This window comes from Cnuibacter physcomitrellae (assembly GCF_014640535.1).
Taxonomy (GTDB): domain Bacteria; phylum Actinomycetota; class Actinomycetes; order Actinomycetales; family Microbacteriaceae; genus Cnuibacter; species Cnuibacter physcomitrellae.
The window spans coordinates 2,498,847-2,517,851 of the sequence record NZ_BMHD01000001.1 but is presented as its reverse complement, the minus strand read 5'-3'; the positions used below and the strand labels follow the sequence as shown (position 1 = coordinate 2,517,851).

At 71.8% G+C, this 19,005-nt stretch carries 16 protein-coding genes and 1 tRNA gene; 8 read left to right on the top strand and 9 right to left on the bottom strand.

The window, feature by feature from the left end:
* Nucleotides 1-55: 55 nt before the first annotated feature.
* The 8 genes from IEX69_RS11840 to IEX69_RS11805 form a co-directional block, all read right to left on the bottom strand.
* The gene (locus IEX69_RS11840; RefSeq protein ID WP_085021169.1) at nt 56-358 is read right to left on the bottom strand and encodes a DUF2470 domain-containing protein; all 303 of its coding nucleotides are present in this window, start codon (nt 356-358) and stop codon (nt 56-58) included.
* 32 nt (nt 359-390) lie between these two features.
* On the bottom strand, nt 391-1,038 hold the full coding sequence (locus tag IEX69_RS11835; protein WP_085021168.1) for a dienelactone hydrolase family protein: 648 nt from the start codon (nt 1,036-1,038) through the stop codon (nt 391-393).
* Nucleotide 1,039: 1 nt separating this feature from the next.
* Nucleotides 1,040-2,107, bottom strand: coding sequence for an MBL fold metallo-hydrolase (locus IEX69_RS11830; RefSeq protein ID WP_085021167.1), 1,068 nt, complete (start codon nt 2,105-2,107; stop codon nt 1,040-1,042).
* Entirely contained in the window at nt 2,104-3,072 is a 969-nt protein-coding gene (locus tag IEX69_RS11825; protein WP_229756327.1) for a nucleoside hydrolase, read from the bottom strand. The genes IEX69_RS11830 and IEX69_RS11825 overlap by 4 nt, the downstream gene beginning before the upstream one ends.
* A 5-nt stretch (nt 3,073-3,077) precedes the next feature.
* On the bottom strand, nt 3,078-4,160 hold the full coding sequence (locus IEX69_RS11820) for an alpha/beta hydrolase (RefSeq protein ID WP_229756326.1): 1,083 nt from the start codon (nt 4,158-4,160) through the stop codon (nt 3,078-3,080).
* Between the two features lie 251 nt (nt 4,161-4,411).
* Nucleotides 4,412-5,728 carry an ATP-binding protein gene (locus IEX69_RS11815; RefSeq protein WP_085021165.1) on the bottom strand — a complete coding sequence of 439 codons (1,317 nt, stop codon included), beginning with the start codon at nt 5,726-5,728 and terminating at the stop codon, nt 4,412-4,414.
* Nucleotides 5,729-5,836: 108 nt separating this feature from the next.
* Nucleotides 5,837-6,532 (bottom strand): hypothetical protein, encoded by a 696-nt coding sequence (locus tag IEX69_RS11810; protein ID WP_085021164.1) that lies wholly within the window; start codon nt 6,530-6,532, stop codon nt 5,837-5,839.
* Between the two features lie 53 nt (nt 6,533-6,585).
* Nucleotides 6,586-6,659 (bottom strand) — tRNA-Gly (locus IEX69_RS11805).
* An 85-nt stretch (nt 6,660-6,744) separates the two neighbouring features.
* On the opposite strand from IEX69_RS11805, the gene dcd reads away from it, so the two are divergent.
* Entirely contained in the window at nt 6,745-7,350 is a 606-nt protein-coding gene (gene dcd / locus IEX69_RS11800; protein ID WP_085021163.1) for a dCTP deaminase, read from the top strand.
* Between the two features lie 81 nt (nt 7,351-7,431).
* Here dcd and IEX69_RS11795 read toward each other — a convergent pair whose 3' ends face one another.
* Nucleotides 7,432-8,862 (bottom strand): alanine--tRNA ligase-related protein, encoded by a 1,431-nt coding sequence (locus IEX69_RS11795; RefSeq protein WP_085021162.1) that lies wholly within the window; start codon nt 8,860-8,862, stop codon nt 7,432-7,434.
* Between the two features lie 110 nt (nt 8,863-8,972).
* On the opposite strand from IEX69_RS11795, the gene IEX69_RS11790 reads away from it, so the two are divergent.
* The 7 genes from IEX69_RS11790 to IEX69_RS11760 all read left to right on the top strand — a co-directional run bounded on the left by IEX69_RS11790 (nt 8,973) and on the right by IEX69_RS11760 (nt 19,004).
* Nucleotides 8,973-9,857, top strand: a complete 885-nt coding sequence (locus IEX69_RS11790; protein ID WP_157127363.1) for a spermidine synthase — start codon at nt 8,973-8,975, stop codon at nt 9,855-9,857.
* Nucleotides 9,858-10,001: 144 nt separating this feature from the next.
* A complete protein-coding gene (locus IEX69_RS11785; RefSeq protein ID WP_085021160.1) occupies nt 10,002-10,439 on the top strand; it encodes an MSMEG_6728 family protein in 438 nt (145 codons plus the stop codon).
* An 80-nt stretch (nt 10,440-10,519) separates the two neighbouring features.
* Nucleotides 10,520-13,144, top strand: a complete 2,625-nt coding sequence (locus IEX69_RS11780; RefSeq protein WP_085021159.1) for a putative Ig domain-containing protein — start codon at nt 10,520-10,522, stop codon at nt 13,142-13,144.
* A gap of 88 nt (nt 13,145-13,232) precedes the next feature.
* The gene (locus IEX69_RS11775; protein WP_085021158.1) at nt 13,233-14,414 is read left to right on the top strand and encodes an inorganic phosphate transporter; all 1,182 of its coding nucleotides are present in this window, start codon (nt 13,233-13,235) and stop codon (nt 14,412-14,414) included.
* Entirely contained in the window at nt 14,411-14,638 is a 228-nt protein-coding gene (locus tag IEX69_RS11770; RefSeq protein ID WP_085021157.1) for a hypothetical protein, read from the top strand. The genes IEX69_RS11775 and IEX69_RS11770 overlap by 4 nt, the downstream gene beginning before the upstream one ends.
* A 71-nt stretch (nt 14,639-14,709) precedes the next feature.
* On the top strand, nt 14,710-14,991 hold the full coding sequence (locus tag IEX69_RS11765) for a hypothetical protein (RefSeq protein WP_085021156.1): 282 nt from the start codon (nt 14,710-14,712) through the stop codon (nt 14,989-14,991).
* Entirely contained in the window at nt 14,988-19,004 is a 4,017-nt protein-coding gene (locus IEX69_RS11760; protein ID WP_085021155.1) for a Pls/PosA family non-ribosomal peptide synthetase, read from the top strand. The genes IEX69_RS11765 and IEX69_RS11760 overlap by 4 nt, the downstream gene beginning before the upstream one ends.
* Nucleotide 19,005 lies beyond the last annotated feature (1 nt).

The window sequence follows — 19,005 nt, the reverse complement described above, 5'->3', positions numbered from 1 at the left end:
CGTCACTCCCAAGTTAGGTTAGTGTCACCTAACTTAGCGGACCGATCGCCTCACGTCACGCATGAGGACGCGGCTCGACGCCGAGGACGGCGCAGGCCTCGTCGTACAGCGCCACGATCTCGCGTCGCACGTCCGGACGCTCGGCGATCGGGCCGTTCGGCCAGGCGACCGTGGCGCTCCGGGTCGAGCCGCTCGTGGTCACCTCCCAGGTTCCGCCGTCCGCGTCGTATCCCGTCATCACGGATGCCTCTGCGGACGGATCGACGAAGGCCCGCGCGATGAGGATGTTGTCGTCGGTGTGGTCGCCGTTCATGTGCCGCAGGATGGCCTGCACGACGTCGGGATCGAAAGCGCTCATGCCTCGACGGTAGTGCAGGAGGAGGCGGCCGCTCAGTCCAGCAGGTGCGACTGCAGGAAGTAGGCGGACCGGGCGAACGCGAGCGCGGCGGCGTTCTTGTCGAGCAGCTCGAGCATGGTCGCGTTGGCGAAGCCGTCGCCGGTGCCTACGTAGGTGTGCTGCGTCACGGGCGTGCCGTGCTCGCGGAGACGTGTGATGAAGCGGTCGGTCTCGGCCCCGTTCTCCCACACGCCCGCCTCCGATCGATGGACCAGCACGGGCGCGGGCACGATGCCCACCTCGTCGTCGGCGAGCCCGGCATAGTACGACACCACCGCATCCACCGATCCGCTCTGCGCCGCGCGCAGCGCGAGCCAGCCGCCCACCCCCAGCCCGATCACGCCGACCCGTGCGGCGCCCGCCCCGCGGGTGAGCTCGATCGCGTCGTCGAGGGTCGCGATGGCGAAGCCCGCGTCCATCCGCTGCAGCAGCTCGTCGGCGCCGGCGGGATCGACCGTGGCGAGGCCGTCGAACAGGTCGGGCACGGCCACGAAGAACCCTTGAGCGGCGAGCGCCGTCGCGTAGGCCTCGAGGTAGGGCAGCCGTCCGTACGAGTCGTGCACGATCACGACCCCGGGCCTGCCCTCCTCGCCGAAGGTGAGCGGCCACCCGGGCGACGGGATGTCGACGAACTCGGCCATGCTAACGATCCTCCTCCATGAGGTGCTCGAGGTGCATCGCCGTCTGCTGGAGCGCCGACTGGAGCACGAAGCCGCGCATGTTCTCCCATCCCGGCGACCAGCTCACGCGGGAGGCGATCTCGAAGACGGTCGGGTCGGCGAGCGTGTCGCGGGCACGGGCGACCTCCTCGCTGCGGCGGAGGTGGTGTCGCGCGATGCGCGCACACCGGTCGGCGAGGCCGCGGAAGCGGTACTCGTGTCCGGGGAGCACGTCGAGCGCGTCGTACTGCGCGATGCGGCTCAGCGAGTCGAGCATGGCGGTGAGCGCGTTGCGTGGCGAGGGCCCGCCCAGCCCGAGGCCGCTGTACACGGTGGGCAGAACGTGGTCGCCGGTGAAGACGACGCCGGAACCGCCGGAGCCGTCGAGGCTGCCGGGGCTGCCGGGGCCGACGGAGTCGTCGAGGTCGTCGACGAGGCACAGGCTGCCGGGGGTGTGCCCCGGCGTGACGACGGCGCGCAGGGAGCGGCCGGGGATGGGGAGGGTGTCGCCGTCGTCCACCAGCGCGTCGGCGCGGAACGGCGTGACGTGAGCCGCCCGCTCGGCCACCTCGAGGAGCTCGGGGATCCTGTCAGCGGGCACACCCCATCCGCCCGCCCTCTCGCGGGCACGTTCGACCCAGGTGGGCGCCGAGCCCACGAGCGCGTCGATCGAGGCCTGCTCGGCGCGGCTCAGCAGGACGGGGGCGCCGGTGCGCTCGCGGAGGGCGGCCGCCATCCCCAGGTGGTCGCTGTGGAGGTGGGTCACCACGATCGACGACAGATCGGAGAGCCGCCATCCCCGCGCGGCGAGGGCGCGCTCGACACGCTCGAGGTTGTCGGGGGAGTCCCATCCGGTGTCGATCAGGTGCGGAGCGCCGTCGCCGTCGGCGACCAGGTACGCGAGCGTGTACGGCACATTGGGGCCGGGCGGCAGGGGAAGGGCGACCGTGGAGATCCCGCCCCCGGCATCCTCGGACGCGGGAGCGGTGCGCGAGGCCGACGCCCGGAGCTCCGCCTCGCTGAGGGCCGGGGGCGCGACCTCGTCGGTCACGGCAGCAGGGCGATCGTCTCGAGGAAGACCCGGTTCACGCGCGCGGTGTCGACGCCCAGCGCCACCTCGACCGGATGGGCGGTCGCCGCGGAGCCGTGCACCGCATCCTCACCGTGGCGGACCCTGCGGTCGACCACGGTCTGGCCCCGGCTTGCGCCCTCGAGCTCCACCCGCACCGGGTGCACCCGGGTGAGCAGCGCCTCGGGGTCCACGAGCGCGACCACGGCGCCGGCGTCGCCGATGTGGCCGGAGTATCCGTCGGGGTTCTCGGGGTCGGGGTCGGCCATCGGATGCGTGAGCAGCTGCGCGACCACCTGCTCCCCCACACGAGCGCTGTCGGCGAGCCGGTCGCGCTCGGCGCGGGGCATCTCGACGGCGTTGAACACGTCGAGCCCGTACATGTAGGTGGGCGCCCCGGAGCCGATCGTGACCGCGGCGGCCTCGGGGTCCTGCCACACGTTGAACTCGGCGACCGCCGTGGCGTTGCCGCCCGAGGCGGAACCGCCCATGAAGACGATGCGCTCGAGCGCCTCCGCGACCTCGGGGTACTGGCGCAGCAGCAGGGCGATGTTCGTCTGCGGGGCGAGCGCGACGATGGTCGCCTTGCCGTTCCCGTCGGCTGCGGCCTGGAGGATGAGGTCGCGGAACAGGTCGACGCTGTGACGCGGGTCGACCTGGCGCGAGGAGGGCGGGAGGTCGAGGCCGCCGAGGCCGTCCTCGCCGTGCACGTGCGAGGGGCGAGCAGGCTCGATCAGCGGGCGGCTCGCGCCGGCTGCGACCGGGATCGCCGGCGCGTCCGCCGCGTCGAGGACCCGGAGGGTGTTGGCGACCACCTGCGGCAGCGGGGCGTTGCCCGCGACGCAGCCGATGCCGAGCACCTCGATCTCGGGATGGGCGACGGCGAAGAGGATCGCCATCGCGTCGTCGATGCCGGTGTCCACGTCGAGCAGGATGCGGTGTGCCACTCGCCCTAATGTACCGGCGCTGCCGTGCCCACCGCTGCCGTGCCGGACGCTGCCCTGCCTGGCGCCGGGCGAGCTCCGACGTGCGTGACCTCGTGCACGAACTCGCGGAGTCGGCGGTACACCTCCTGCGACTGCGGATACCCGTCGAACTGCTGCCAGGTGTGGAGCGTGTTCGGGGTGGCGCGGTCGTAGACGAGGGACCGCACCCGCACACCGTGCTGGCGCAGGCGCTCGATGAAGTTCAGGTTCGCGCGGTAGAAGTAGTCGCGCTCGGAGGTGCTGACGAAGACGGGCGGGAAGCTCCGGTCGACCCACTCGATCGGCGAGAGCGGTGCGGACGCGCGTCGCAGCTGCGCGCGCGTCGCGTTCCGCGCGCCGCCCGGCAGCAGCATCCGCACGAAGCCGAGGCCCATGATGAAGCCGCGCTCGAACAGGACGGAGAAATCGACCACGCTGCAGTGCTGCACGAGACCCCGGATGGCCCCGGCGGCCCCGGCCAGCGGCGCGGCCCGCAGACGGTAGTGCCCGGCGAGCGTGCGGTGGTGGGCGGATGCGGTGAGCAGTGCCGAGATCTGCCCGCCCGCCGAGTCGCCGCCCAGCACGAGGCGGTCGGGGTCGCCGCCGTAGTCGGCGATGTGCCTGCGGACCCAGGCGAGCGCCGCATCCGCGTCGTGCATGATGTGGGTCATCCGGAATCGGGTGGCCCGGCGGTAGTTGACGTTCACGACCACCATGCCGTGGCGGGCCTGGCACGCGCAGTACTTCGTCAGCGCATCCTTGTCGCCGCTCGTCCAGCCGCCGCCGTGGAAGTACACGTAGACGGGGAGGGGCTCCTCTGCGGCACGGGCGCTCTTCGGCGTGATCACGTCGAGGCGGTGCGCGCGGATGCCGTCGCCGACGAAGTCGAGGTCGAGGTGGTAGTCGACGTCGGTCACCGGATCGGCGTTGAATCGGGCGAGCTCGCTGCGCCGCAGCGCGCGCATGAGCCCGCGCCACATCCACACCGGGACGCGCCGGGGCCGACCGAGATCGGCCAGCCGCTCGAGCGCGCGCCGCAGGCGGGGCGCGCGGGCGCGGACTCGTTGCATGGGCACGAACGTACGCGGCGCACCCGAGCAGCCGCTCCGCCGCTGCTCCGCGTTCCCTGAGCGCTGTTCCGGCGCCGGGACCGTCGTTCATCACGGAATACGGCCCACCGACCGCGTATGGCGGGTCGGTTGCTCGTATCCCGTGATGAGCGACCGGGATGCCGCGTCATCTCGACACCGAATCGGTCGGACCGACGCGGATATCGCGGGGCTGGAGCGGATTCGGTGTCGAGCTGACGCGGTGGCCCGAGTCAGAGGCGGGCGAGGGTGTCGATGTCGGCGAGGAAGTCGGCGGCGACGTCGTCGGCCACCGTGCGGCGGGTGGCGCGGATGGCGGCGAGGTAGTCGCCGGTCGTGGGGCCGTCGGGGTCGGACGGCGTGGGGTCGGGCGACGCGTCCGCGGTCGCCCCGTCCCGCTCGGCGGGGAGGGCGCGCTCGAGCGAGGCCTGGGCGGCTCGGCGGGCGGCGTACTCGATGTCGGCGGGCGTGAAGCCGTCGGTGGCGTCGACGAGGGCGTCGAGGTCGATGTCACCCGCCGCGGGAGGGAAGTGTCCGCGCCAGATGGCGGCGCGTGCCGCCGCATCTGGGAGCCCGATCGGGATCACGTAGTCGAACCGGCCGTGCCGGAGGAACGCGGGATCGAGGGCGCGGATGAAGTTCGTCGCGCACATCAGCAGCCGTCCCTCCTGCTCGCGGAACTCGGGGATGAGCTTCAGCAGCTCGTTCGTGACGCCCTGCGTCGCGCTCGGCGGCTCGCCGCCGCGGCGGGAGGCGATCTCCTCCACCTCGTCGATGAAGACGACGGCGTGCTCGAGCTCCTCGATGCGGGCGAACGTCTCCCGCAGACCTCCGGCGAGGCCGCGCGGGTCGCCCGCCAGGCGCGACGGGAACACCTCGACGAACGGCCATCCGAGACGACTCGCCACCGCGCGGGCGAACGTGGTCTTCCCGGTTCCGGGTGGGCCGAACAGCATCGCCGCGCGCGGGGCGACGACCCCGTGGCGGGCGGCGACCTCCGGATGCGACAGAGGGGTGACGAGCCGCAGCTCGAGCAGCTCCTTCTCGCGGGTCATGCCGCCGACGCGGTCCCACAGCCCGGGCGCGGGCATCCGGCCGCCGAGCTCCTGCAGCACGGCGAGCGTCTCGCGCCGCACCGGGACCGTGCGCTCGACGTAGTGCAGGTCCTGCTTCAGCGTGAACGACGCGCTCAGGTAGTCGTCGAGGTGCTGGTCGGTGGCGGGCAGCAGCGCGGAGAGCTTGCCGAGTCCGAGGGGCGCCATCCGCCGCTCGAGCGCCGACAGCAGGCGCGCGCCCAGGCCGTCGTTCCGCTCGGCGTACAAGGGCAGCACGCCGAAGAACACGATCCACCCCTGCGCGTGCGCCGCGCGTCCCACGGCGGCGCCGACCACCTGCTCGCCGTCGACCGCGATCATGGCGTGGTCCTTCTGGCAGCTCGCGATCACCTCGCCGAGGGCGTAGACCGGCTCCGCCGGGTGCGCCTGCTCCCACAGGTGCAGCACGCCGTCGAGGTCATCGACCTGGAAGTCGCGGATGCGGATGCCCGACATGGCTTTCCTCCTCTGCCCACCTCGGTGTGGGTGTTGGTTCGAGGGGAGCATTCTGGCAGGTCGGCCCTTGTCGTCGCCATCGTCCAGGCGGCGGTCGGGGGCGCGGCGTCAGCGGCGCTGCTCGGCGGACCGGTCGGGCGGGGGCATGAACGGCGTGAGGTCGCTGCCGCCCCAGACGGTGTCGCGGTCTCTCGTGGCCGTTCCGCCTCCCACGCCGGTGGTGTCGTCGTCTGCCTCCACGGATGCGTCGGGGTCGAGGGCCGGGCGCCGCCGTCGCAGCGCCGTGACGACGAGGGCGAGGGCCAGGGTGAGGAAGCCGGCCGTCAGCGCCGCGGGGACGACGACGTACGACAGCTGCTGCAGCGTGTAGACGACGGTCTGGCTGCAGCCGACCCCGGGTGTGCACTCCTGGATCGTCGAGTTCGTGACGTCGGGCGTCCGTGACCAGACGGCGTACCCCGATCCGCCGACGATCAGCACGGCGGCGACGCACCAGAGGACGACGGTGGGGCGCATGGCGGCTCTCCTCGCGTTCGTGGGGGTGGGCAGCAGCGGGCGCACGGCCGCCAGGGCGAGTGACGCCGACGCGCTCACCGCACCCGCGAGGAACAGCGGCTGCACGTGATCGAGCGCGGCCCCGTGCAGGGTGAACAGGAGCGGATCGCGGCTCACGCAGCCGAGCCCGCTGGTGCAGGTCATCGCGTAGTCCTCGAGGTCGAGCGACGAGAACACCGCGTACACGAGGGCACCGAGGACGATCATGACGAGGCCGGTGACGGCGGCGGCGGAGACCGGGTTTCGCACGGGGCACCTCCTGCGGATCGCGTCGGTGCGGCGCTGGTGCGGGACCAGGATCGTGGAGCGGATGACGGGAATCGAACCCGCGCTATCAGCTTGGGAAGCTGAAGTTCTGCCATTGAACTACATCCGCGTACCGCCGAAGCGGTCTCCACATCCTAGCGGAGACGAGCGGAGCGTGTGCGAGTCGGCCCGACACGCCTCGCTATGCTGGGCGCGTGCTGCTCTCCGACCGCGACATCCGCACCCGACTGCACGACGGACGGATCCGCCTCGACCCGCTCGACGAGTCGATGGTGCAGCCCTCGAGCGTGGACGTGCGCCTCGACCGCTTCTTCCGGCTGTTCGACAACCACAAGTACCCGTACATCGACCCCGCGGTCGACCAGCCCGAGCTCACGCGGTTGATCGAGACCAAGGGTGACGAGCCGTTCATCCTCCACCCCGGGGAGTTCGTGCTCGGGTCGACCCTCGAGCTGGTCTCGCTGCCCGACGACATCGCGGCGCGTCTGGAGGGCAAGAGCTCGCTCGGCCGGCTCGGACTGCTGACCCACTCGACCGCGGGGTTCATCGACCCCGGGTTCTCGGGGCACGTCACGCTCGAGCTGTCGAACGTCGCGACCCTGCCCATCATGCTCTGGCCCGGCATGAAGATCGGGCAGATGTGCTTCTTCCAGCTGTCGAGCCCCGCCGAGCGCCCGTACGGATCGGCGGAGTACTCGTCGCGGTACCAGGGTCAGCGCGGCCCCACCGCGAGCCGGTCGTTCCAGAACTTCCACCGCACGGTCGTGCCGCCCTCGAGCTCGGACTCCCCCTCGATCTGAGGCTTTGTCCACCTTTCCGTCGCCGATCGCGCGATTCGCGACGGAAAGGTGGACAAACCCCGGGTAGGGGCGGGGTGGGCGCTACGCGGAGGCGCCGCCGGGGAGGCCCGCGGCGCCGAGCGTGGTCGCGCCGCGCGAGCGGGCGCGCTGCTCCTCGAGCGCGGCCTCGAACTCGGACTCCCACTCCGGGTCGACCGCGATGCCGAGGCGTCCGGCCTCCTCGAGCGTGAGCTCCTTGGGGAAGCCGTTCGTGTCGGAGAGGCGGAACACGTCGCGTCCGGTCATCGTGGTGCCCGCGTACTCGGCGACCATCTCGAGCCCGGCCTCGAGCGTGCGCCGGAAGGAGGTCTCCTCCTTCACGAGCACCGCGATGACCTCGTCGCGGCTCTCGGCCACCTCGGGGTAGTCGTCCTGGTACAGGTCGGCGATGACCGGCACGATCTCGCCGAAGAAGTTCTCGCTCAGCCCGAGGGCGAGCGCCTGGCGGATGGCGCGGCGCAGCAGGCGCCGCATCACGTACCCCTGCTCCTTGTTGGACGGACGCACCCCGTCGACCGCGAGGAACGTCGCTCCGCGCAGGTGGTCGGCGATGATGCGCATCGCGACCGTCTCGTCCTCGTAGGAGCGCCCGGTGAGCTCCTGCAGCTTCGCCACGATCGGCCACATGAGGCTGATCCGGAAGACGTCGGGCGAGTCGATGGCGGCCGCCGCGATGCGCTCGAGACCCCCGCCGAAGTCGACGTTGCGGCGCGTCAGCTCCTCGAACGAGCCGTCCTCGAGGCGGTGGTACTGCATGAAGACCTCGTTGCCGATCTCCATGAACTGCCCGCTGTCGGATGCGGGGTGCGCCTTCCCGAAGGACGGATCGTGGTGCTCGGGGCCGAAGTCGTAGAACACCTCGCTGTCGGGTCCGCAGGGGTCGCCGATCGGGGTGCCCTCGAGCGAGCCGCCCCGCGACCACCAGTTCTCGCCGCCGTCGTAGTAGAAGATGCGCTCGCCGGGGTTCACGCCGCGGGCGTCGCCATCCGCCTGGCTGCCCATCGCGACGATCTCGGCCTCGATGCCGCGCTCGTGGAACACCGTCTGCCAGATGTGCGCGGCCTCCTCGTCGCGCGGGATGCCGCGCGACTCGTCGCCGATGTACGCCGTCACGTACAGCTTGTTCGGGTCGAGCCCGACGACGTCGACGAGGAACCCGAAGAACTGCCGGATCTGCTCCTCCTTGAAGTAGTCGCCGAGGCTCCAGTTTCCGAGCATCTCGAAGAAGGTCGTGTGCCGGTTGTCGCCCACGTCGTCGATGTCCTGGGCGCGCACGCAGGGCTGGCTGTCGGCGAGGCGCACGCCCGCGGGGTGCTCCTCCCCGAGCAAGTACGGCAGCAGCGCCTGCATCCCGCTGCCCGTGAAGAGGGTCGAGCGGTCTCCCTGCGGGACGAGCTTCGCGCGCGGGATGATCACGTGCCCTCTGTCCTTGAGGTAGGCGAGGTAGGAGTTGCGGATCTGGTGGGCGTCCATCCGCGCATCATCCCATAGCGGGGCGCCCGCGCGGGAGGGAGTGAGCACCACCCCATACGGGTGAGCCGTCGGCGGATCGGCGCGTGAGCCTCCTTCACTATCATCGACGGATGCGACACGTGGTCTTCGTCCTGGAGGTGGGCGACGCGGTGGCGGCGCTCGAGCGGATCGGGCGACGCCGTGACGTGTACGAGCTCTCGGTCGACGGCATCCCGCAGTCCAGGATCTCGCTGGTCGAACCCCGGACGCTGGCGTTCGAGTACACCCAGTGGATCGGGAGGATCCTCGACGCGGCCGCTCCCGCATCCGACCCGCTCACCGTGGTGCACCTGGGTGCGGGGGCGCTCACCCTCCCCCGGTACGTGGCCGCCACTCGCCCCGGGTCGCCGCAGTTCGTGGTGGAGCGTGAACAGGAGCTGCTCGAGGGCGTGCTGAACGCGTTGCCCCTTCCGGACGGTGCCGACGTGACGATCGCGTACGGGGATGCCCGCGCCGTCGCCACGGAGGCCGCGACGCAGGGCTGGCCGGAGGCAGCGGATGCGGTGATCGTCGACCTCTGGAGCGGGGCCCTCATCGGTGCGCGGGTGGCCAGTCGCGAGTTCTACGCCCTCGTCGCCGAGCGCCTGGCGCCGGGCGGACTTCTCGTCGTGAACCTGCTCGACGGCCCCGGGTTCGAGTACACGCGGTCGCAGGCGGCCACCCTCGCCTCGCTGCTCCCGTCGGTCGCGGCGCTCATCGAACCGCGGATGGCGTCGAACACCGAGCTCGGCAACGTCGTGCTCGTCGCCTCGGCCCGACCGCTCGACGCCGTGCTGGAGGGCCTGAAGTCCCCGGGAGGAGCGCGCGAGGCGGGGCCGCGTGTCGTCGAGGGCGAGGCGCTGCGTGCCTGGATCGGCGACGCCGCGCCCGTGGACGACTCGACCGCGATCGACTCGCCGCCCATGGAGGACGAGCACTTCGCCCGCCACTTCGGACGCCCGCTCCCGGGGCTGTAGACCGGACGTCAGTCCTTGGTCGGCTTCGGGGGAAGGGTTCCCATGGTGCGCCTCCTTCGGATCGTGGGACGACCGTAGCGCTCGATCGAGCAATCCTCAATCCGCATCGGTGCTCTGGGGAGGGAACCGGGGTTGGCTGGGGGTGTGCAGACGTTCCTCCCCCACGCCTCATTCGCTGCCAGCGCGGCCGTGCTCGATCCCCGCCGGCTCGGCAAGCAGCGGGTTGAGGCGCTGCAGGTGCTGCGCGCCATCACGGTGCCCGACTACGGCTGGCGCCACCATCCCGCCGCGAAGATGTGGCGGGGATACGTTCCGGCGCTCACCGCGTACTCGCTCGCGGTGACGGATGCCTGGATCGAGGCGGGCTACGCCGACACCGTCCGTCCGCAGCTGCTGGCCTTCGCGCCCGAGGTCGACGGGGTCGCGCAGGCGGATCTCGAGCTGCCGCCGTGGATCGGCGACGAGGCTGTCCATCGCAGCCACCGCTCGAACCTGGTGCGGAAGGACCCGGAGTTCTACGGGCCGCTCTTCCCGGAGGTACCCCCGGACCTCCCCTACGTCTGGCCGCCCGCGACGCGCTGAGCGCTCCGTCCGCGCGACTTGCCCGTGATCGGAGGTGTCGGCTAACCTGACGATCACTCACCGATAAGCGAGGATCTGTCGTGAAACCGTCCCGTGCCCTCTCCGCCGTGCTCGCCGGTGCCCTCGTCGCGGCCGTCGCCCTCGTCGCCTCCGTCCCTGCCCACGCCGCGGCCGGCGACATCCGCGTGTACACCGACGTCCTACCCGGGACAGGCCCCGGGGCCGTGCGAGAAGCGCCCGACGGGTCGATCTGGGTCGCGGAGCACCTCGGCGGCTACGTGCACAGATACACCGCGGGCGGGGAACATGACAGCATCTACGGCCCCTATGCCGGATTCGGCACGATCGCCGACACCATCTTCGGACCCGACGGACGGCTGTGGATGATCTCGTCCACGCACGTCGGCGCAGCGAGTGGGGGTGCTCTGACCGGCTCGTGGGATCTGCGTGGAGCCGCTCCTCTGGGCGGCGACGTCGATCCGACAGCGATCACCAGCAGTGACGGGTCGCTGTGGATGGCAACGGGGAGCGGATTCCAGGGAGTGGTTCAGGTCGCCACCGGAGGAGCGTTCGACTTCATCGATCTTCCCGAGCGAGTGTTGGACATCGATGCGCACCCCTCTGCGTCCAGGGTCTGGTTCAGTGAGATCCTCACGGAGTACGTCGGCTTCGTCGATCCTGCGACGAAGCTCTACACCCGGGTGCCGAATCCCGACGGCTCGAGACTGAATGGATTCGTTGCAGCGGCTCCGGACGGCTCAGCGTGGGTGGCGTCCGGAGCGGACATCTATCACGTCACTGTGATGGGCACCTCGTCGACATGGCAGAAGTTCTCGGTACCCGGGACCATGTACGTCCGGGCGCTCGAACTGGGACCAGACGGTACGCTGTGGGCCAGCTACAACGGAGACTCGCTCTTCGCGGTGTTCTCCGATGGAGCGACCGTCGACTTCGGTTCAACCGGGGTCGAGCTCGACGAGCTGTCCGTGATCGGCGGCAAGCTGTGGATGTCGGGGGGAATGGACGACCTGGCCGCGATGGAGCTCCTGGTGCCCCCCACTCTGACCGCCTGCCCGACGCCGACGGGAACGGTGGGGACGGGGTACTCGTCCGGCGCTCTTCCCACCACCGGGAGCGACCCCAAGCGGTTCTCGACGGTGGTCGGATCGGTTCCTCCTGGCCTCACACTCGACACCGCGACGGGCGCGCTGTCCGGTACGCCGACCGTCGCGGGTACGCACGTCTTCACGCTTCGCGTCACGGGGTCGATGGGGATGCGCGAGGCCGCGTACGACAAGCGCTGCGTGGTCACCATCGCCCCGGCGCCCGCGATGCCGCCCGTGCTGGGCCCGCTCGTCGAGAGCGGAGGAGCCGTGGCCGGAGTCGCGTACTTCGCGACCGTCACGACCACGGGCGCGGAGCCCATGACGCTCACGGTGACCTCCGGATCCCTGCCGCCGGGCGTCACTCTGGCGACGAGCGGACGGGTCGCGGCACTGAACGGCGCGCCCAGCACGGCCGGAACCTACGACTTCGAGATCACGGCGACCAACGCGGATGGATCGAATACGCGAGCCTATCGGATCGTGGTCGCACCGTCGCCCGCAGGTCCGCCCGTGCTCGGTGGCCTCGTCGAGTCAGGCGCGGCGGTGACAGGGGCGGCCTACGCGGCCTCCGTCACGGCGACCGGTGATGAGCCGATGACCTTCGCGCTGACGTCGGGCACCCTTCCCCCTGGCATCACTCTGACGGCCTCCGGCAGGGTGGCGACACTGTCCGGGACACCGACCACCGCCGGCACCTACACGTTCTCGCTGACGGTCACGAACGCCGCGGGAGCCGGTACTAAGAGCTACCGGATCGTGGTGGCTGCAGCGGCGGTCGCCCCGACGTTGCCCGTGGCCTCCTGGCCCGCCGTGCAGGTGAACACGCCATTCTCACAGACCCTGACCGCGACCGGCGACGAGCCCCTGACGTTCGCGGTGAGCAAGGGAACGCTCCCTCCGGGACTCGCGCTCATGTCAGCCGGACGGACGGTGACGATATCGGGCACGCCGACGGCGGCCGGAGACACCGACATCGAGATCACCGCGTCCAATGCCGCGGGCAGAGATTCGAAGGCCTACCGCATCTCGGTGACCGCGCCACCGCCCGCACCCGTCGCACCCACGCTGGGTGAGGCGACCTGGGCGGCAGCGAGGGTGGGCGATCCCTTCGACGCGTCCATCGCCGTGACCGGGACGGCGCCCGTCGACGTGCGGGTCACGGCGGGATCGCTGCCCGCGGGGCTCACGCTCGGGCGGACGGCCACCGGGGTCCGGATCTCGGGGACGCCGATCTCGGCGGGGCCGGCCGCTTTCACGCTCACCGCGACGAACGCAGGGGGCGAGGTGTCGCTCGAGTATCGCATCACGGTCGAGCCGCTGGCGGTGACGCCGGGCAACGGGGGTGGGGGCGGGACCACACCGGGAGCATCGGGAGGCGCCGCAGCTGGTGGCGGGGGCGCCGGAGGCGCCGTGACGGGAACGCGACCGGGCGCCCTCGCGAGCACCGGGCTCACCGGGCCGGGCGGCGCCCCGCAGCTCGCGGTAGGAGCGCTCGCCCTCGTGCTCTCCTCCGCGGGCGCGGCAGCGGTGGGGGCGGCCACAGGTCGACACCGGGTGTTCACCGTCCGTTCGGGGGCCGCGAGCCGACGGGAGGGCTAGGCAGGTTCTCGTGCGGGTCGCGCCGAGTCGCGACGGCCCGGTCGACCGGACGGCCGGCGGCCGCCGCACGGGAAGGGGAGGTGGCGCGGTGGACGACGTGCTCATCACCGTGATCCTCGTGATCGCGTTGGCGCTCGTGTTCGACTTCACCAACGGGTTCCACGACACCGCGAACGCGATGGCCACGTCCGTCGCGACCGGCGCGCTCAAGCCCCGCGTGGCGGTGGGCATCTCGGCGGTGCTGAACCTCGTGGGGGCGTTCCTGTCGACGGAGGTGGCGAAGACGGTCTCGGGCGGCATCATCAACACCGGACCGAACGGTCTCGACATCACGCCGGTGATGATCTTCGCCGGACTGGTCGGGGCGGTCATCTGGAACATCGCCACCTGGTATCTCGGACTGCCCAGCAGTTCCACCCACGCCCTCTTCGGCGGACTCATCGGGGCCGCGATCATCGGTGCAGGCTTCGACGCCGTGAACTTCGGCGTCGTGATCTCGAAGGTGGTGCTCCCAGCACTGTTCTCCCCCGTCGTCGCCGGCCTCATCGCCCTCGTGGCCACCTACCTCGCGTACCGGATCACGAAGAACGCCCGCGCCCGCGGATCCGAGACCGGATTCCGGCACGGACAGACGATCTCTGCGTCGCTGGTCAGCCTCGCCCACGGCACGAACGACGCGCAGAAGACCATGGGCGTCATCACGCTCACCCTCGTGGCCGCCGGCTACCAGGGCGGAGACAGCGGGCCGCAGTTCTGGGTCATCCTCGCCTGCGGCCTCGCGATCGCGCTCGGCACCTACCTCGGCGGCTGGCGGATCATCCGCACCGTCGGCAAGCGCATCACCGACATCCAGTCGCCTCAGGGCTTCTCGGCCGAGACCAGCTCGGCCGCGACGATCCTCGTCTCCTCACACCTCGGCTTCGCGCTCTCGACCACCCAGGTCACCTCGGGCGCGGTCGTCGGGGCGGGCCTGGGCAAGAAGCTCGCGTCCGTCCACTGGGGTGTGGTCGGCAGGATCGGTGTGGCCTGGCTCGTGACGCTGCCGGCCGCGGCCCTCGTCGGGGGCGTGGCCGCCTGGGCGGCGAGCACCAGCGTCATCGGCCTCTTCGTCGTGATCGCGTTCGCGGCGGCGGCCATCCTCACGTTCTACCTGCTCTCCCGCAGGAACCCGGTGAACCACGAGAACGTGAACGACGAACCCGGCGACGGTCAGAAAGACGACCAGAGGCGCGACCAGAGGGACGACGAGCGGGCGGGAGCGAGGGCATGAGCATCGACATCGACTGGGGCGCCTTCGTGCTGGTGTTCGCCGTGGCGCTCGCCGCCACCGTGGCCATCGTCACCTCGTACTCCGTGGGGCTCCGACTGCTCGCCACGGGTGCGGATGCGAAGCACCGGCCCGCGATCGCCACCGCCGGGGCCTTCGTCTGCTTCGCGATCGGGGTCGCCGCTGTGCTCTACGGCCTCTACCTGATCATCCCCCAGTTCCACTGACCGGATCGGATGAACAGCGCGTGAGACGTCGTCGACTCGCCCGTTAACGTCCATCGTGCACAATGACCCCCATGTCCAAGAAGATCGATGCCGCCCTCAAGGCTCTTGTGAAGGCCCTCGAGAAGCACGCTGATGCCGTCTCCGACAGCTCGGCGAGCAAGCAGAAGGTCGTGCGAGCCGCCGCCCGCGTGCGCAGCGCCGCCACGACCTACGCTTCCGTGACGTACGCCAAGGCCCACACCGAGAGCCCGTTCACCGACATCGTCGACCCGAAGCTCCCGGACGACACCCTGGCGTCGCTGCGCGCTGAGCGCGACGCCCTCAAGGCGAAGAAGTCCGCCACCTCGAAGTGAGCACAGCCGCCGGGGGAGTCGACCAGGCCGTCCTCGACCGGGGCGGCGCCGCGGCGCATCCGCGCACGCTCATCGACGTGCTCCGGGCCTCCGTCGAGGCCTCGCCCGAGGCATCCGCCCTCGAGGACGCCGCGGGCTCGCTCAGCTACCGCGAGCTGATGGCGCAGGTCATCTCGACCTCCGCCGAGCTCCACGCGGCGGGTGTCCGCCGGGGCGACCGGGTGGGCGTGCGGATGCCGTCGGGCCAGCGTGAGCTGTACGTCGCGATCCTCGCGGTGCTCGCCGCCGGTGCGGCCTACGTCCCCGTCGACGTCGATGACCCCGATGAGCGTGCCGCCCTCGTGTTCGGCGAGGCGGACGTCGTCGGGGTGATCAGCGGATCCGGCGTCTACTCCCCCCGCAGGGCGAACGCCGACGAGGGCGGCGCCGACCGGCGTCTCTTCCGCACCGGCCGTCCGGCCCCGCACGCCAGCACGTCCGCGCTCCCCGTCATCACTCCTCCGACCCCCGACGACGACGCCTGGATCATCTTCACCTCGGGCTCGACCGGCACGCCGAAGGGCGTCGCGGTCTCGCATCGGTCGGCCGCGGCCTTCGTCGACGCCGAGTCGCGTCTCTTCCTCCAGGACGAGCCCCTCGGGCCGGGCGATCGTGTGCTCGCGGGGCTCTCGGTCGCGTTCGACGCCTCCTGCGAGGAGATGTGGCTCGCCTGGGCCCACGGCGCGTGCCTCGTCCCGGCTCCGCGCTCGCTGGTCCGCAGCGGGATGGACCTGGGTCCGTGGCTGACGACCCGCGACATCACGGTCGTCTCGACGGTGCCAACGCTGGCCGCGCTGTGGCCGCCGGAGTCGCTCGACAACGTGCGCCTGCTCATCTTCGGCGGCGAGGCGGTCCCGCCCGAGCTCGGTCAGCGCCTCGCCACCGCCGGCCGCGAGGTGTGGAACACCTACGGGCCGACCGAGGCGACCGTCGTCGCCTGCGCGGCGCCCCTCGGTGGCGACGGACCGGTGCGGATCGGCCTCCCGCTCGACGGCTGGACTCTCGCCGTGGTCGACGCGGACGGCGCCCGGGTCGCGGAGGGCGAGGTCGGCGAGCTCATCATCGGCGGGGTGGGTCTCGCCCGGTACCTCGACCCGGCGAAGGATGCGGAGAAGTACGCCCCGATGCCGTCGCTCGGCTGGGAGCGCGCCTACCGCAGCGGCGACCTCGTGCGCTTCGAGGCGGAGGGCCTGGTCTTCCAGGGCCGCGCCGACGACCAGGTGAAGGTGGGCGGACGGCGCATCGAGCTCGGCGAGATCGAGGCTGCGCTGCAGAACCTGCCGGGCGTCTCCGGCGCCGCCGTCACCGTGCGCACGACCGCGGCGGGCAACACCGTCCTCGTCGGGTACGTCGTCGCCACCGATCGGGCCGGCTTCGATCGCGAGCTCGCCGTGCAGCGCCTCCGCGAGGAGCTCCCCGCCGCCCTCGTGCCGCTGCTCGCCGTGCTCGACGACCTGCCGACACGCACCTCCGGCAAGGTCGACAAGGCGGCCCTCCCCTGGCCCCTGCCCTCCGACGTCGCGGACGAGGATCCCGACGCCGCCCCGCTCGACGAGCTCACCGCACGGCTCGCCGAGCTGTGGACGCGCGTCCTAGGCATCGCCGTCACCGACCAAGACGCGAACTTCTTCGACCTCGGCGGAGGTTCGCTCTCGGCCGCGCAGCTCGTCGCCGGGATCCGTGAGATCGATCCCGAGTTCACCGTCGCCGACGTCTACGCGCATCCCCGGCTCGGCTCCCTCTCGGCCGAGCTCGCCGCCCGACTGCCCGACGCGGACGCGGGCGGTCCCGGCGGCGCGAGCGGAGGCGAGACCCGCGCGCCCGCCCGCCCCGTGGTCGCCACACCCCGGCGGATGCGCATCCTGCAGACCCTGCTGGGCGCCCCGCTCTTCATCCTCTCCGGCCTTCGATGGCTCGTGTACCTGCTCACCGCCTCGGCGATCCTCCAGACGATGGACGGCTTCGGGTTCCTGCCGACGGCGCCCTGGTGGCTCCTCGTCATCGGACTGGTGCTGTTCGCGACCCCCTTCGGGCGGATGGCGCTGTCGGTCGTGGCGTCGCGGCTCCTGCTGAGGGGCCTGGAGCCCGGTGACTACCCCCGCGGCGGATCCTGGCACCTGCGGCTCTGGCTCGCCGAGCAGGTCGCACACCAGGTGGGTGCGGTGAGCCTCGCGGGCGCGCCGTGGATCAATTACTACGCCCGCGCGCTCGGTGCCCGGATCGCCGACGACGTCGACCTGCACTCGCTGCCGCCGGTCACCGGGCTGCTGCGCATCGGCCGGGGCGCGGCGATCGAGCCGGAGGTCGACCTCTCGGGCTACTGGGTCGACGGCGACACCGTACGCATCGGCGAGGTGCGCATCGGCGCCGGCAGCTCGATCGGCGCCCGCAGCACGCTCCTCCCGGGCACGAAGATCGGCAGGGGCGCGGCCATCGCGCCGGGATCGAGCGTCTTCGGGCGGGTGCCCTCGGGGCAGCGCTGGGCCGGATCGCCCGCCCAGCGCGTGGGCAAGGCGCGGACCTGGTGGCCCGAGGAACGCCCGCCGCGTCGATCGCGCTGGCTCGTCGCGTACGGCGCCTCGAGCGTGGTGCTCTCCCTCCTGCCGCTGGTCTCGCTCGCCGCCGGTGCCGCCGTGGTCGCCGCGTTCGCACGCTGGTCGGCGACGCTCGGCGAGGCCGTCGGCCGAGCCGCCGTCGGCCTGGTGCCCGGTACCCTCGTCGCGGGAGTGCTTCTCACGGCGCTGGTGCTGCTGCTCACCCGGCTGTTCGGTCTCCGGATGACGGAGGGCGTGCACGCGGTCCGCAGCCGCGTGGGCTGGCAGGTCTGGTCGACCGAGCGTCTCCTCGACATGGCGCGCACCCTGCTCTTCCCGCTGTACTCGGCGCTGTTCACCCCGGTGTGGCTGCGGATGCTCGGGGCCGAGGTGGGCAAGGACGTCGAGGCCTCGACGGTGCTGCTGGTGCCCGCGATGACGCGGGTGAAGGACGGCGCGTTCCTCGCCGACGACACCCTCGTGGGCTCCTACGAGCTGGCGGGCGGCTGGATGCACGTGGCCCGCGCCGAGATCGGCAGCCGGGCGTTCCTGGGCAACTCGGGCATGGCGGCGGCCGGCCACCGGGTTCCGCGCGACGGGCTCGTCGCGGTGCTCTCGAGCGCTCCCCGCAAGGCGAAGTCCGGCTCGTCGTGGCTGGGGTCTCCCCCGGTGCGGTTGCGACGAGCGCCCGCGGAGACCGATGAGTCGCGGACGTTCGCTCCCCCTGCCGGGCTGCGTGTCGCGCGGGTGCTGTGGGAGCTGTGCCGCTTCGTGCCGGTGGTCGTCACCTGCGCGATCGGCCTCGGCGTCGTGTTCGCGCTCGCGGCGCTCGCCTCGATCGAGCTGTGGCTCGCCGTCGTGCTGAGCGGCGCGGTGATGCTCGCGGCCGGTGCTGTCGCGGCGGGCGTGAGCACCGCGGCGAAGTGGGCGCTGATCGGTCGCATCCGCGCCGGTGAGCATCCCCTCTGGTCGAGCTTCGTGTGGCGCAGCGAGGTCTCCGACGTCTTCACCGAGCTCGTCGCCGCGCCCTGGTTCGCGCAGGCCGCGAGCGGCACCCCGGCGCTCGTCTGGTGGCTGCGCAGCCTCGGCGCCCGGATCGGGAACGGCGTGTGGTGCGAGACCTACTGGCTCCCCGAGGCCGACCTCGTCCAGCTGGGAGACGCCTCCACCGTGAACCGCGGATGCGTGGTGCAGACGCATCTGTTCCATGATCGGATCATGAGCCTCGACACCGTCACCCTCGACGCGGGCGCCACGCTCGGCCCCCACAGCGTCATCCTGCCCGCCGCCCGCATCGCGGCGCAGGGGACGGTCGGCCCGGCGTCGCTCGTGATGCGCGGTGAGCTCGTACCGCTCGGCAGCCGCTGGAGCGGGAACCCGATCGGGCCGTGGCGCGAGGTGCGCACCCGCGAGTACCGCGCGGCCGGCGGCGCGCGATGAC